Here is a 15,615-nt window from a genome sequence, read left to right as displayed (position 1 = left end):
TTTTGAGTAAATTCTGATTATTCTTATTCCGTACCAGATATAAATAAAAAAGAAGATTACGCTTTGCAACCTATTCGCAGGCAGCGGAATATCCGGTATGCGCCTGAAACCCTCCCATATAAAGAGCAGTTATCGCCAATACAGCTCATTAAATCATGTCGCTGTGCCGCTTTTTGCCCTGGTTTTTATGGCACTGAACTCTGATATTTTGTTGCCCTATAATGAACGCGCCCGCAATGGGCCTGTCCGTCACACGAAGAGCAGATTATCTGCATCATCCGTAAGAGCAGATTATCTGCATCATCCGTGTTGCCGGTCAGCAATCCTTCATTCACTCAATGCAGGAAACGTTGTTATGAAAAAAACTCTGGTTGCCGGTGCAGCCCTGATCCTCGTTGCTGTCTCCTCTGGCGCTTATGCTGCGCCGCAGGAAGCGGGTGAAGCGGGTACTGCAGCAGGCGCGCAGGCGGGAGCAATCTCGTCCGGCACGTCCACCGCTGTGGGTATCGGCGCACTGGGCGCGCTGGTCGGGCTCGGCATTGCCGCTTCAGGCGGTGGTGACGGCGCGAATACCGGTACAACAACCACCACCACGACGAGCACCACTCGTTGATGGCTGCCCGGGAGATGTCTGATGGCCGTCCGGTGACCCACGGGCAAGGCTGAACACTCATCGGTGATTCAGCGGCGCAGCGTAGTCGCCTGTATTGCCATCAGCACGAACGGGCAGAGCACTTTTAAACATAACCACACGTCTGTGTGGTTATTTTTACTTTGGCATGACTTATCAGGGACACACAGTGCGCCAACTTCCTCTGCTGCTCGCTTGCCTGCTGCTGCAGGCCTGTACACAAACGCAAAAAGGTCTTGAACAGACGTTGCTGCTGGCGGTTAACGGTCCGGACGACGTCACCGTCACCGATCAACAGGTCACTCATCTCCCCTATGCCAGTCTCTATGCTCGCCTGAACAACGGCCCGCGCATTTTTGTGGTGCTGGGTTACAACGAACAGGGTCAGCAGAAATGGGTGACGCAGGATCAGGCGATGCTGGTAACACAGCATGGCCGTCTGGTGAAAACCCTGGGCCTGACCGATAACCTGCTGAGCGTCAGCAATCTGCCACAGGATCCGCTGGCAAACGCCCTGCAGCTCAGCAACGGCGCAGGCTGGACCCGCATCGTGCAGTGGACCGAACAGAGTAAGGTTCGCGGTGCAACCGTGCGTTCAACCTTCCGGCGCGGCACCGACGAGGTGCTGACGGTCGCGGGCAACCGTATTCCCTGCCGTGTCTGGCATGAGCAGGTGAGCATCGATAGCCTGCACCGCGAGTGGGAAAACACCTTCTGGATCGATAACAGCAGCGGCGATGTGGTGCAGGCCCATCAGATGCTGGCGGCAGACGCCTTCCCTGTTGAAACCACCATTCTGAAGCCGGCGAAATCATGAAAAAAATCACTTTCTTGCTGGCCGGGCTGAGCCTGTTCAGCACCGCAGGCGCGCAGGCCGCTGCGCAGGTTACCGTCCATGCACCGCACAACGGTGGCCAGGCTGAACTGAGCCAGGTCGCCGATCTTTCACAGCTGGTGACACTGCCTCCGCTGCAGGCGAATACGGACTGGCGCAGCACCTTTATTGCCGAGCGCGGTGCCACCGCCATCGCCCAGCAGCACTATCAGCAGACGCTGGGCGCGTTACGTGCCTGGCGCAGTGACAGCAGTGGCGAGCGGGCCGCGGCCATCGATGAGGTGATCCGTCAGCTCAGCGCCATCAGGGTCACCGGGCGTCAGTTCACCTCGCTCGATCCGGACTGGATCCGTCTGCATCCGGCAGACAATCGCCGGCTCGAAGGCAGCTACGACCTCTGGCTGCAGGCCCCGTCCGACACCGTGCTGCTGCTCGGCGCACTCAGTGGCGCAGGCAAAGTAAGCTGGCAGCCAGGCAAGTCGGTACGCGACTATCTGGAGGGTCATGACGCCCTGTCGGGCGCAGAACGCAATGTTGTTACGGTGATTGCGCCGTCGGGGGCCACACAGCAGGTGCCCGTCGCCTACTGGAATCATCGTCATGCGGAAGTGGAACCCGGCAGCGTGATCTGGCTCGGCTTCTCCTCATGGAGCCTGCCAGGCAGCAGCGACGATCTCAATGACCGCATCCTCTCCGTACTGACTCACCGGATACCAGACTGATGAAAAAACGTTATCTCTTCAGCCTGTTGGCTGTTTCTGTGGCGGCGGCCTGTCAGGCGCAGGCGGACACCTGGCCCGCACCGGTGGGCCCGTCACAATCCGATTTTGGCGGCGTGGGTCTGATGCAGGTGCCGACAGCACGTATGGCCAGAGAAGGAGAGTTCAGCCTCAATGCGCGTGACAACGACCAGTACCGTTACTACTCCGCCTCGCTGCAGCTCTTCCCGTGGCTGGAGACGACCGTGCGGTATACCGACGTGCGGACCCGCCAGTACAGTGCGGTGTCAGAGTTCAGCGGCACCCAGAGCTATAAAGATAAAGCATTCGACCTGAAACTCCGCCTGTGGCAGGAAGGGTTCTGGTTGCCGGAAGTGGCGGTAGGCACCCGCGATCTCGGCGGCACCGGCCTGTTCGACAGCGAATATCTGGTGGCGACCAAAGCCTGGGGACCGTTCGACTTTACCCTGGGCCTGGGCTGGGGCTATCTCGGCAACAGCGGCACGGTGAAAAACCCCTTCTGCTCCTACAGCGACAGCTACTGCCAGCGGCCACGGGTGGGCGAAGCCGGCTCCATCAATGGTTCGCAGATGTTTCACGGTCCGACAGCCTTTTTTGGCGGCGTAGAGTATCAGACGCCGTGGCAGCCGCTGCGCCTTAAAATGGAGTATGAGGGCAACGACTACCAGAATGACTTTGCGGGCCGGCTGGATCAGCGGAGTAAGCTCAACGTCGGAGCGATCTATCGCGTAACCGATTGGGCGGACATCAATGCCAGCTACGAACGCGGCAACACCTTTATGTTTGGTGTGACCTTCCGCACGAACTTTAACGATCTGCGCCAGGCACATATCGACAGCGCGAAACCTGCCTATCAGCCGCAGCCGCAACCGGCTCTGCTGGAGACGACGGTGGTGGGCGATCAGCTGGTCGCGCTGAAAGAGAATGCCGGGCTGGATGGCCCACGCATTCAGACCCAGGGCCACACGCTCTATGTGTCAGGCGAACAGACGAAATATCGTGATACCCGCGAAGGCGTCGATCGCGCTAACCGCATCATCATGAACCACCTGCCTGATGGCATCGACACCATCAATGTCACCGAGTCGCGCTTTAACATGCCGCAGGTGACCACGGAAACGCAGGTCGCCAGCCTGCGTAAAGAGCTGGAAGGTTATCCGCTGGGTCATGAGCAGCCGCTGCAGCAGGTTCGCAAAGAGCCGGTCGATCCGGGCAATACGGAACAGGGGATGTTTATCCGCAAAGATCGCCTGAACTACAGCCTGTCGCCGGTGCTGAATCAGTCGGTGGGCGGACCGGAAAGCTTCTACATGTATCAGGTCGGCGTCATGGGCAACGTCGATTACTGGCTGACGGATCACCTGCTGGTGGGCGGTAGCCTGTTTGGCAACCTCGCCAACAACTATGACAGGTTCAACTACAACGGCGCGCCGGCGGACTCCACCCTGCCTCGCGTGCGTACCCACATCCGCGACTATGTGGAGAACAACGTCTACGTCAACGATCTGCAGGCAAACTATATGGGCCACCTTGGTAACGGCTTCTATGGTCAGGTCTACGGCGGCTATCTGGAGACAATGTACGGCGGCGTGGGCGGCGAGCTGCTCTACCGTCCGGTTGATGCAAACTGGGCGGTGGGCGTGGATGCCAACTACGTCCGTCAGCGTGACTGGGACAACATGATGCAGTTTAACCGCTACAAAGCGGCCACCGGCAACCTGACCGCTTACTGGCGTCCGTGGTTCATGCAGGATGTACTGGTGAAGACCAGCGTGGGTCAGTATCTGGCGAAAGATAAAGGCGTGACGGTCGATGTGTCGAAGCGATTCGACAGCGGCGTGATGGTCGGGGTGTATGCCACCAAAACCAATGTGTCGTCTGAAGAGTATGGTGAAGGCGACTTCACCAAAGGCTTCTATATCTCCATCCCGATGGACCTCTTCACCGTGACGCCGACCCGTGGCCGTGCGCAGGTGAACTGGGTGCCGCTGACGCGTGATGGCGGTCAGATGCTGGGTCGTAAGTACCAGCTCTATGATCTGACCGCCGATCGCGACGCGCGCTTTAACTAAGCCGGGGCGGCTTTCGGGCCGCTTCATGCGGTTAACAGAAAGCAGGCTCAGGGAGCATACGCCCTACGTAAAGACGCAAAGATGCCATCCATGGCAGCTCAACGTGGGCCATCCACGGCCCGCGATGCTTTACTCCAGGCGTATGCTCCCATCGCTTTAACGTCGGCACGCTTTTCAGGAAGCCACCGGTATGCATGAGCTGGCTGAGAGGCCCGGCCGGAGTGACTCTCAGCGATGAAGGGGCCTGATGTGCAGGGAACACGGTCAGAAGAGGAAAGCGTCCCGCCGCCTGGAAAAAAACGCCGGGAGCGTTGTTTGAACAACGCAAAGCGTTGGCCCGGTCAGGACGCACCTCAGGGATGAGGTGCGTCATCGCGCGGGCCGGGCGGCCAGGAACTGGCTTTAGCGCCTTGACGATCTGACCGTGTTTCCTGTGCTGGCTCGATATTACAGCTGACCAGTCCGGTGCAGCTTATCCCTCTTCAGGCGGCCTCCCGGCTGTTTTTTTAGTCCGCATCGTAGCCGAGATGGGGTGCCAGCCAGCGCTCCACCTCACTCACTGGCATTCCTTTGCGTGCCGCATAATCCTCCACCTGGTCACGCTGGATCTGCGCGACAGCGAAATAGCGACTCTCGGGGTGACTGAAATACCAGCCTGATACGGACGCGCCGGGCCACATCGCATAGGATTCAGTGAGTTTCATGCCGGTCTGCTGCTCCACCGCCAGCAGACGCCAGATGGCGGCTTTTTCGGTGTGCTCCGGACAGGCCGGATAGCCGGGTGCCGGACGTATTCCCTGATAATTTTCGCGGATCAGCGCTTCGTTGCTGAGATTTTCGTTTGGCGCAAAGCCCCAGATCACTTTTCGCACCCGCTCATGCAGATATTCGGCAAAGGCTTCGGCCAGACGGTCCGCCAGCGCCTTGACCATGATCTTGTTGTAATCATCATGCTGGCGATCATAAGCCTCCGCCAGCGCATCCTCTTCCAGCCCGCCCGTCACCGCGAACGCCCCCAAATAATCCGCCTTTCCTGAGGATTTCGGGGCCACAAAATCGGCCAGGCAGTAGTTCGCGAACTCCGTTTTCTCCGTCTGTTGACGTAAGTGATGACTTACACACAAAATCTCCTCGCGCCGTTCATCCCGGTAAATATGGATATCATCGCCGACCCGGTTCGCCGGGAAAATCCCGACCACGCCCCGCGGCGTAAGCAGGGAGTGTTCGCTCAGCCTGTCGAGCATCGCACAGGCATCGGCAAACAGACGCTGTGCTTCTTCGCCCACCACCTCATCCTCCAGGATGCGGGGATACTTGCCGGCCAGCGACCAGGTCATAAAGAAGGGCGTCCAGTCGATGTAGTTGCGCAGCGTCTCAATGCTCACTTCCACCTGACTGACGCCAGGCCGATGCGGCACCGGCGGCGTATAGCGCTGCCAGTCAATGACGGTGGCGTTATCGCGCGCCGCCTGCAGCGGGATCGGCGGCGTGCGGGGCTTCTTACGCGCGTGCTGGATGCGCACGGTCTCGTACTCCCTGCGGGTCCGCGCGATGAATTCCTCTCTTAAGGTCGGGGAGAGCAGCGACGACACCACGCCCACGGTGCGTGAGGCGTTCTGCACGTAGACGGTCGGGCCGCTGTAGTGCTGCTCAATTTTGACGGCGGTGTGCGCCTTAGAGGTGGTCGCGCCGCCAATCAGCAAAGGCAGCGTAAAGCCCTGCCGCTCCATCTCTTTCGCCATGCTGACCATCTCATCCAGCGACGGCGTGATCAGGCCCGACAAGCCGATAATATCGGCATTCACTTCCCGCGCGGTTTTGAGGATTTTCTCGCCCGGCACCATCACGCCGAGATCCACAATCTCGTAGTTATTGCACTGCAGTACCACGCCGACAATATTCTTGCCGATGTCATGCACATCGCCTTTCACCGTGGCCAGCACGATTTTGCCGTTGCTGCGCCCCGCCTCTTTGCTGGCTTCAATAAAGGGTTCCAGATACGCCACCGCCTGCTTCATTACGCGCGCTGACTTCACGACCTGCGGCAGAAACATTTTGCCTTCGCCGAACAGATCGCCCACCACATTCATGCCCGCCATCAGGGGACCTTCGATGACCTCAATCGGACGCGGCATCTGCTGGCGCGCCTCTTCGGTATCCTGTTCGATAAAGGTCGTGATCCCTTTGACCAGCGCATACTCCAGCCGCTTCACCACATCCCAGCTGCGCCACTCCGCCAGCTGCTGCTCCTGCGCCTCCTCGCCTTTGCCGCCACGGTATTTCTCTGCCAGCGCCAGCAGCCGCTCGGTGCCCTCATCCCGGCGGTTCAGAATTACATCCTCTACGGCGTCGCGCAGTTCCGCTGGCAGATCGTCATAGATGGCCAGCTGACCGGCGTTGACGATACCCATGTCCATGCCGTTGCGGATGGCGTAATAGAGGAAGACCGCATGTATCGCTTCACGCACCGGGTCGTTGCCACGGAAAGAAAACGACACGTTGGAGACGCCGCCGGAGATCAGCGCATGGGGCAGCTCGCGCCGGATATCTTCACAGGCGCCGATAAAATCCGCGGCGTAGTTATTGTGTTCGTCGATGCCGGTAGCGACCGCAAAGATGTTGGGGTCAAAGATAATATCTTCCGGCGGGAAACCGACCTGCTCCGTCAGGATCCGGTAGGCCCGGCGACAGATCTCAATTTTGCGGGCACGGGTATCCGCCTGGCCTGCTTCATCAAACGCCATCACCACCATCGCCGCGCCGTAACGCCGCACCTGACGCGCCTGGTGAATAAAAGCCGCTTCGCCCTCTTTCATCGACACCGAGTTCACAATCCCTTTGCCCTGAATGCACTGCAGCCCTTTTTCAATCACCGCCCATTTCGAGGAGTCGATCATGACAGGCACACGGGCGATGTCGGGTTCACCCGCGATCAGATTCAGAAAGCGCACCATCGCCGCTTCGGCGTCGAGCATCCCCTCATCCATGTTGATGTCGATGATCTGCGCGCCGTTCTGTACCTGCTGCAGCGCCACCTCCAGCGCCTCGCTATATTTCTCCTCTTTAATCAACCGCCTGAATTTAGCTGAGCCGGTGACGTTGGTGCGCTCACCGACATTCACAAACAGCGATTCGGCGGTGATGTTCAGCGGCTCAAGGCCGGAAAGGCGACAGGCCACGGGGAGGGTCGGCAGCGGGCGCGGTGCGACCCCTTCAACCGCTGCGGCCATCGCCGCGATATGCTGCGGCGTGGTGCCGCAGCAGCCGCCAATAATATTCAGGAACCCCGCCTTCGCCCACTCGCCAATCTGCCCGGCCATCCGCGCCGCATCCAGATCGTACTCTCCAAACGCATTGGGCAGACCCGCGTTGGGATGCGCGGACACGTAGCCTTCCGCAACCCGCGACAGCTCGGCCACGTACTGGCGCAGCTCATCCGGCCCCAGCGCACAGTTCAGCCCGAAGGAGAGCGGTTCCGCGTGGCGCAGGGAGTTGTAAAAGGCTTCGGTCGTCTGGCCGGAGAGCGTGCGGCCGGAGGCGTCCGTAATAGTGCCGGAGATCATCAGCGGCAGTACGACCCCCAGCGCCTCCATCTCCGTCTGTACCGCATAGACCGCCGCTTTGGCATTCAGCGTATCGAAGATGGTTTCAATCATGATGATGTCCGCCCCACCCGCCACCAGCGCGCGGGTTGATTCGCGATAGGCCGCCACCAGCTGTGTGAAGGTAATATTGCGGAAAGCGGGATCGTTAACGTCAGGCGAGATCGAGCAGGTGCGGTTGGTCGGACCGAGTACCCCCGCCACATAGCGCGGACGATCTGGTGTTTTTGCCGTCCACGCATCGGCGCAGGCGCGCGCCAGCCGGGCGGCTTCAAGATTGATCTCCGCCGCCAGGCTCTCCATCTGGTAATCCGCCATCGCGATCGACGTGGCGTTAAAGGTGTTGGTTTCGAGAATATCCGCACCCGCAGCCAGGTAGGCGTCATGGATCTCGCGGATCACCTGTGGCTGACTCAGCACCAGCAGATCGTTATTACCTTTCAGATCACAAGGCCAGTCAGCAAATCGGCTGCCGCGAAACGCCTTTTCTTCCAGCCCGTAGCGCTGGATCATGGTGCCCATGCCGCCATCCAGCACCATAATGCGTTGTGCGAGCTGCTGATGTAACGCGTCGATTTTTCTGCTCACTGTTGCCCCATCCCCGTCAGTCTGCTGGCGAAAACCCCAGTTTGCATTCTGGCACAAGCTGGTCAGGCGACAAAGTGAGCACAGATGAGACATTTTCAAAACGACTCTACAGGTCTGACCAGAAAACCAGCGTTTGCAAACAGCCTGATTAAAACGAAAATGATTTCCACAATGCAAAAGGAGAAACATGATGGCAACGCCGGTTCCTGTTAAGCGTGGCAAGAAACCCCGAAGCTCACCTGCCGCCGCGTCTGCGGGGGGACAGGTGCAGTCGCTGACCCGCGGCCTGACGCTGCTGGAGTTGATTGCCGATTCACATGGCAGCGTCGCCCTGACCGAGCTGGCGCAGCAGGCGGGTCTGCCGAACTCCACCACGCATCGTCTGCTCAGCACCATGCAGCAGCAGGGCTTTGTCCGCCAGATCGGCGATCTCGGGCTCTGGACGATGGGCGCGCACGCCTTTGTGGTTGGCAGCAGTTTCCTGCAGAGCCGTAATCTGCTGGCGCTGGTGCATCCGGTGCTGCGCAGCCTGATGGAGCAGTCTGGCGAAACGGTCAATCTGGCGGTGCTGGATCTCAGCGATTATCAGGCGGTGATTATCGACCAGGTGCAGTGTACCCAACTGATGCGGATGTCTGCGCCGATTGGCGGCAAGCTGCCGATGCACGCGTCAGGCGCGGGCAAAGCGTTTCTGGCGCATCTGGGCGAGGATCAGGTTACGGCCCTGCTGCATCAGAAAGGCCTGCACTACTACACGCCGAAAACCCTGATGTCACCGCAGAGCCTGAAAGAGAATCTGGCGCAGGTGCGCAAAGCGGGCTTTTCACTGGATGACGAGGAGCATGCGCTGGGGCTGCGCTGTGTGGCCGCGCCTATCTATGATGAACATGGCGAGGCGTTTGCCGCGCTCTCCATCTCCGGCCCCATTGCCCGCATGACAGATGACCGCATTACCGAACTGGGGGCGCTGGTCATCCGGGAAGCGCGTCAGGTCACGCTGGCGTACAGCGGTCGTTAATCGCTTCAGCGCCGTAGCAGACGCTGAAACGCTGCGTCTGCCGCCAGGCGATCACCTCTTCCACATGGCCCCGGGCGATGCGCTGCTGCTGTGTGCGCCACCAGCTGGCATCGAATAGCTCCGGGTGCAGCGTCAGCAGCAACGCGCCGGTTTCGGCTTCACTGCATAACGCATAGCGAAAGGTTTCCGGAAAGACATCGTCCGGCCCGACGCTGTACCACGGCTCGGCGCTGAGCTCATCCTCCTCATAGCGCGCCGCCGGCACCTCACGAAAGTTCAGATCCTGCATCGGGCGAATCTCATCGTAGTCGTAGAAAATCACCCTGCCATGGCGGGTAATACCAAAGTTTTTAAACAGCATGTCGCCCGGAAAAATATTGGCCGCCGCCAGCTGTTTGATGGCATTGCCATACTCATCAATGGCGTGCTCACGCTCGGCGGCGCTGGCCTGCGCCAGATAGAGATTAAGCGGTTGCATACGTCGCTCCAGCCACAGATGACGAACGATCAGGCGATCCCCTTCGACATGCAGTTTCTCCGCCACGCAGGCGTACAGTTCCGCCAGCAGTGCTGGTGAAAGGCGCGCCAGCGGCAGCGCAAACTGTTCGAACGCCTGGGTATCCGCCATTCGTCCCACGCGGTCGTGCTCTTTAACCTGCTGATAGCAGGCGCGGACCTGCGCTTCCGTCACCTCTTTTTGCGGTGCAAAGCGATCCCGGATGACTTTAAACACCCAGTCAAAGCCTGGCAGCGTAAAGACCAGCATCACCATGCCACGCACGCCGGGCGCAATCTCAAACGCCGCCCTGTTCTCAGCCAGCGCCTGAAGATATTCGCGATAACATTCGGTTTTACCGTGCTTCTGACAGCCGATCGCCATATAGCGCTCCGCCAGCGTCTTGCCAGGCAGAATCGGCTGCAGCCAGGCGACCAGCGCCGCAGGCACCGGGGCAAACACCATGAAATAGGCACGGGCAAAACCGAAAACGATGCTGGCGTCGTCTACATCGGTCAGACAGGTGTCGATCCACAGTTCGCCCGCGTCACTGCGCTGGATAGGCAGCAGGCAGGGAAAGATCCCCCCAGGCAGATGCAGACGCGCCACCAGCCAGGCGGTTTTGTTGCGGTAGAAAAGCTCGCTGTTGACCTCAAGCCAGCCCTGGTTCAGCCGGGGAAAGTGCGCCTGCAGGTGGCGGACAATCCAGCCGACATCGCGCGCACGATGCTGCCACGGCAGGGTTAAAGGCAGGTCATCCAGCACCTGATCCACCAGCGCCAGCCAGCCCCGCTGCGGCTGATAGCTGCGCGACAGCGGACGCAAGGGCGTGGCAGGTGCGCTCCCGGATTGAGAAGTAAAGATAAACAGCCGGTCTGGCTGCAGATCGGCATGGCCATGTAACCGGCAGTAGACGGAATTGAAAAAGCTTTCGGCAATTTCATGCCGGGGATAGCCGGGCAGCAGGCTCTGATAGTGATCCTTGACCCGCAGCCAGAACGTTGCATCCCAGTCTGCCGCGCCGTTCAGCACCCGCAGCTGGTCAGCGACCAGGCTGACATGGTGATCATAAAGATGAATACGGGCTTTCATGGCATGCTGTACCGCCTGCCACTCCGCCTGTTCAAAGCGCTGCTGCGCGCCAGCCGTAATGTCGAGGAAGCGGCCGTACTGCGCATCAAATCCCTGCAGAATGGTGTGGGCGATCAGCGATTCGCGTGGCGGCATAATCGGCTCCGGTCAGTGCCCGCCCGCGCATGGCGGGCGGGGAAACAGTCAGCGGAAAGGGTCAGAACTGATGCTCTTCGGTGGAGCCGGTCAGCGCCGTCACCGACGATTTTCCGCCCTGAATAATGTTGGTCACCTGATCGAAATAGCCGGTGCCTACTTCCTGTTGATGCGAGGAGAAGCTGTAACCGCGATCGCGGGCGGCGAACTCCGGCTGCTGAACCTTCTCAACGTAGTGACGCATGCCTTCACCCTGTGCGTAGGCGTGAGCCAGATCGAACATGTTGAACCACATGCTGTGGATGCCCGCCAGCGTGATGAACTGGAAGCGATAGCCCATGTCGCTGAGCGACTGCTGAAACGTCGCGATGGTGCGATCGTCGAGGTTCTTTTTCCAGTTGAACGAAGGCGAACAGTTATAGGCCAGCAGCTTGCCCGGAAAGCGTTGATGAATGGCGTCGGCAAAGCGCTGCGCCATCGCCAGATCGGGCGTGGAGGTTTCGCACCACAGGATGTCAGCGTAAGGCGCATAGGCCAGTCCGCGGCTGATCGCCTGCTCAATCCCGGCGTGGGTGCGGAAGAAGCCCTCAGCCGTGCGGTCGCCGCGGATAAAGGGCCGGTCATACTCATCGCAGTCGGCGGTCAGCAGATCTGCCGCATCGGCATCGGTCCGGGCCAGCAGCAGGGTTGGCACCCCCATCACATCCGCAGCCAGCCGTGCCGCGACCAGTTTCTGAATTGCTTCCTGCGTCGGCACCAGCACTTTGCCGCCCATGTGACCACATTTTTTGACCGCTGCCAGCTGGTCTTCGAAGTGAACCGCCGCCGCGCCCGCCTGAATCATCGCCTTCATCAACTCAAACGCATTCAGCACGCCGCCAAATCCCGCTTCCGCGTCCGCCACGATCGGCAAAAAGAAATCAGTGTGGCGGCTGTCACCGGCTTCAATACCGCTGGCCCACTGAATCTGATCGGCGCGCTGGAAGGTCTGATTAATGCGCGTCACCACCTCCGGCACCGAGTTCACCGGATAGAGCGACTGATCCGGATACATCTGCCCCGCCACGTTGGCGTCCGCCGCTACCTGCCAGCCGGAAAGGTAGATCGCCTCAATACCGGCTTTCGCCTGTTGCAGTGCCTGCCCGCCCGTCAGCGCCCCCAGGCTGTTGATATACCCTTTCTTCGCCCCGCCGTTCAGCAACGTCCAGAGCTTTTCCGCGCCCCGCGTGGCCAGCGTACAGGCGGGCAGAACCGATCCACGCAGATTAACCACCTCTGCCGCGCTGTAAGGACGGGTAATTCCCTGCCAGCGTGCGGTCTGCCAGAGATGTTCGAGTTGTTCGATCTGTTGAGTACGTGTCATGGCAATAGCTCCTCTGTCTAAGGGATCAGGCGATAGCCTGGCAGGGTAAGAAAGGAAACCAGCTCGCGCTCCGTGGTGATCTGCGCCATCAGCTGCGCCGCATCGTTATAGCGACCGGCGCTGAAGTGCGTTTCACCCAGTGCGTTCTGCAGCAGGTGCAGCTCTTCATTCAGCCAGCGCAGAAACAGTTCGGCGGTGACCGGCTGGCCGTTACTGAGGTGCTGCTGATGACGAATCCATTGCCAGATAGAGGTGCGCGCAATCTCTGCGGTCGCCGCATCTTCCATCAGCCCGTCAATCGGCACGCAGCCATTGCCGCTGATCCAGGCCTCCAGATAGTGCAGCGCGACACGGATGTTGGCGCGCATGCCAGCTTCGGTTCGCTCACCCTGACAGGGCGCGAGCAACTGCTCTGCGGTAATGGGCGCATCCTCTTCACGCAGGACATGTAGCTGGTTTGAGCGGTCGCCCAGCGCAGCATCGAAAACCGCCATGGCGGTATCGGCCAGGCCAGGATGTGCAATCCAGGTGCCATCATGTCCGTTGCCGGCTTCCCGCTGCTTATCTTCCCTCACCCGCTGCAGCACCCAGGCGTTGCGCGAGGGATCTTTCGCGGGGATCAGCGCCGACATGCCGCCCATCGCAAACGCGCCCCGCCGATGGCAGGTTTTGATCAGCAGCCGCGAATAAGCATTCAGGAACGGCTGATCCATGGTGACGGACTGGCGATCGGGCAATACACGATCGGCATGCTGTTGCAGGGTTTTGATGTAGCTGAAGATGTAATCCCAGCGACCGCAGTTGAGGCCGGTGATGTGATCGCGCAGATTCCACAGGATCTCATCCATCTGAAAGACGGCGGGTAAGGTTTCGATCAGGACCGTGGCCTTGATCGTTCCGCGAGGAAGATCGAAGTGATCCTCACTGAAACTGAAGATCTCACGCCACCAGGCGATCTCCTGCCAGCTTTCGGTTTTTGGCAGATAGAAGTAGGGTCCGCTGCCTTTAGCCAGCAGAGGACGGACGTTGTGGAAAAAGTAGAGTGCAAAGTCGAACAACCCGCCCGGAATCGCCTCACCCTGCCAGCTGACATGCTTTTCTGACAGATGCAGGCCGCGAACCCGGCACATCAGAACCGCAGGATTGGCACCCAACTGATAAATTTTGCCGTTATCGCTGGTATAACTCAGCGTGCCCTGCACCGCCTCCTGCAGGGTCAGCTGCCCTTCGATCAGTTTTCTCCATTCCGGCGACAGCGAATCCTCAAAATCAGCCATGAAGACGTTTACGTTAGCATTCAGCGCATTGATCACCATTTTGCGATCGGGCGGGCCGGTAATTTCGACCCGGCGGTCGGCTAAGTCTGCCGGAATGGCTTGAATGCGCCACTCACTTTCTCTTATGGAAGCTGTTTCCATATCAAAGTCCGGCAGATAGCCTTGATCGTAGCGAAACTGGCGCTGTTGACGCGCTACTAACAGAGCCGTGCGCTGCGGGGCAAAGCGCGCGACCAGCCTCTCAAGGAAGGCGATTGCTTCAGGGGTTAACACCTGCTGTTCGGCGTAGTTAAAGGGCTGGCTGAAAATCAGGGAATGGTTGATCACTGAGTCTGTCATGCTGATGCTCTCCTGTATTCAAAGGATCGAATGCAGCGGATCCATGGGGTGCGGGTTTTATGAGCTACAGGATCAGAGCATAAGCATTTATTTTCTTAAATCAAAAACTATTTCCATTTTTATATAAAAGTAATCTTATCATCATGAATTTACTGGCATTAAATTCCGAGAAGATAAGGGAAACCTTTTCAGCTGCTGTTGTGCGGGCGAAAAAAAACCGTGCAGCCAGCAGCTAACACGGTTCAGTTGATCCCCGGTCGGGACTATTCCAGCGTCGGGTTCATGTGGCGCAGATCGAATGGCGTGATCTGATAAACGTAGTAGTTGAGCCAGTTGGAGAACAGCAGGTTGCCATGACTACGCCAGGTCGCACGCGGCGGCAGGGCCGGATTATCCTGCGGAAAGTAGTTATGGGGAACCTCCGGATTCACGCCTGCTTCATAGTCGCGATAATATTCACCCGACAGCGTCAGGGCGTCATACTCCGGATGGCCGGTAACAAATACCAGACGTTTGTCCCTGCTCGCCATCAGATAAGCACCTGTCTGTTCCGATTCAGCAAACAGCTCAAGGTCGGTGTAATCCCTGATCAGCTGAGCAGGAAAATCCGCATAACGTGAGTGAGGCGCCAGGAAATTATCATCAAATCCCCGCGTCAGTAACGCATGGGGATGCAGTATCTGATGCTCATAGACGCCCGACAGTTTGTTATGCCGGGTTTGCTTAGGGATGCCGTAGAGAATATTGAGCGCGGCCTGCACCGCCCAGCAGACAAACAGGGTCGAGGTAACATGCTCGTTTGCCCAGTGCAGCACGCGCTGGATCTGCGGCCAGTAGGCGACATCATTAAAATCGACCAGTCCGAGTGGTGCACCTGTAACGATTAAGCCGTCATAGTTGTCATGCTGGATATCTTCAAAATTGCAGTAGAAGTTATTGAGGTGCTCAGAGGGCGTGTTGCGTGACTCGCGGCTGTCGATACGCAGCAGCTGAATATCGATCTGGAGTGGCGAGTTGGAGAGCAGACGCAGAAACTGATTCTCCGTTTCGATCTTCTTCGGCATCAGATTCAGTATCAGCACTTTAAGCGGGCGGATCTCCTGAACACTGGCACGGGACGAGGTCATCACAAAGACGTTTTCGTCGCGTAAAAAATTCACTGCCGGTAATTCGTCGGGGATCCTGATTGGCATAGCCTGCGCACCTCTTTCAACCATATAAACGTTTAGACATCTGGATGCCCAACATTAGCCTGATCGATTGTGATTGTCGAGGTTTGATGCAGAAAATGAAAATGTTTCAGCTTAAAAACTGGCAGAGTACAGACGTAAAAAAGCCCCGCACTCGCGTGCGGGGCTTCTTCACTTATATAATGCCTGGCAGTTCCCTACTCTCGCATGGGGAGGCCCCACACTACCATCGGCGCT

Annotated in this window: 10 protein-coding genes; 5 read left to right on the top strand and 5 right to left on the bottom strand. The window is 58.7% G+C overall.

Features of this window, described 5'->3' with window-relative positions; all coding sequences use genetic code 11:
* The first annotated feature begins 355 nt into the window (after window positions 1-355).
* The 4 genes from yjbE (at window position 356) to RT657_RS04215 (ending at window position 4,278) form a co-directional block, all read left to right on the top strand.
* Window positions 356-613 (top strand): exopolysaccharide production protein YjbE, encoded by a 258-nt coding sequence (yjbE, locus tag RT657_RS04230; RefSeq protein ID WP_313652722.1) that lies wholly within the window; start codon window positions 356-358, stop codon window positions 611-613.
* A 187-nt stretch (window positions 614-800) separates the two neighbouring features.
* The gene (locus RT657_RS04225) at window positions 801-1,448 is read left to right on the top strand and encodes a YjbF family lipoprotein (RefSeq protein ID WP_313652721.1); all 648 of its coding nucleotides are present in this window, start codon (window positions 801-803) and stop codon (window positions 1,446-1,448) included.
* Window positions 1,445-2,188 (top strand): capsule biosynthesis GfcC family protein, encoded by a 744-nt coding sequence (locus RT657_RS04220; protein WP_313652720.1) that lies wholly within the window; start codon window positions 1,445-1,447, stop codon window positions 2,186-2,188. The genes RT657_RS04225 and RT657_RS04220 overlap by 4 nt, the downstream gene beginning before the upstream one ends.
* A complete protein-coding gene (locus RT657_RS04215) occupies window positions 2,188-4,278 on the top strand; it encodes a YjbH domain-containing protein (RefSeq protein WP_313652719.1) in 2,091 nt (696 codons plus the stop codon). Before RT657_RS04220 ends, RT657_RS04215 begins: the two co-directional genes overlap by 1 nt.
* Window positions 4,279-4,784: 506 nt before the next feature.
* Here the strand turns inward: RT657_RS04215 and metH are convergent.
* Complete coding sequence (gene metH, locus RT657_RS04210; protein WP_313652717.1) at window positions 4,785-8,468, bottom strand: methionine synthase; 3,684 nt, start codon at window positions 8,466-8,468, stop codon at window positions 4,785-4,787.
* A gap of 190 nt (window positions 8,469-8,658) precedes the next feature.
* Here metH and iclR point away from each other — a divergent pair, with 190 nt between their 5' ends.
* On the top strand, window positions 8,659-9,486 hold the full coding sequence (gene iclR / locus RT657_RS04205; RefSeq protein ID WP_313653192.1) for a glyoxylate bypass operon transcriptional repressor IclR: 828 nt from the start codon (window positions 8,659-8,661) through the stop codon (window positions 9,484-9,486).
* Here the strand turns inward: iclR and aceK are convergent.
* The 4 genes from aceK to metA all read right to left on the bottom strand — a co-directional run bounded on the left by aceK (window position 9,461) and on the right by metA (window position 15,381).
* The gene (aceK, locus tag RT657_RS04200) at window positions 9,461-11,209 is read right to left on the bottom strand and encodes a bifunctional isocitrate dehydrogenase kinase/phosphatase (protein WP_313652716.1); all 1,749 of its coding nucleotides are present in this window, start codon (window positions 11,207-11,209) and stop codon (window positions 9,461-9,463) included. The genes iclR and aceK overlap by 26 nt on opposite strands.
* A 61-nt stretch (window positions 11,210-11,270) precedes the next feature.
* Window positions 11,271-12,572 (bottom strand): isocitrate lyase, encoded by a 1,302-nt coding sequence (aceA, locus tag RT657_RS04195; protein WP_313652715.1) that lies wholly within the window; start codon window positions 12,570-12,572, stop codon window positions 11,271-11,273.
* A gap of 17 nt (window positions 12,573-12,589) precedes the next feature.
* Window positions 12,590-14,188 carry a malate synthase A gene (gene aceB / locus RT657_RS04190; protein ID WP_313652714.1) on the bottom strand — a complete coding sequence of 533 codons (1,599 nt, stop codon included), beginning with the start codon at window positions 14,186-14,188 and terminating at the stop codon, window positions 12,590-12,592.
* Window positions 14,189-14,451: 263 nt separating this feature from the next.
* Complete coding sequence (gene metA, locus RT657_RS04185) at window positions 14,452-15,381, bottom strand: homoserine O-succinyltransferase (protein ID WP_313652712.1); 930 nt, start codon at window positions 15,379-15,381, stop codon at window positions 14,452-14,454.
* Between the last annotated feature and the right edge of the window lie 234 nt (window positions 15,382-15,615).

The sequence above is a fragment of the Pantoea sp. genome, from assembly GCF_032114055.1.
Taxonomy (GTDB): domain Bacteria; phylum Pseudomonadota; class Gammaproteobacteria; order Enterobacterales; family Enterobacteriaceae; genus Pantoea.
Note: the sequence above shows the minus strand (reverse complement) of the source record. Positions and strands in the feature narration are given on the sequence as shown.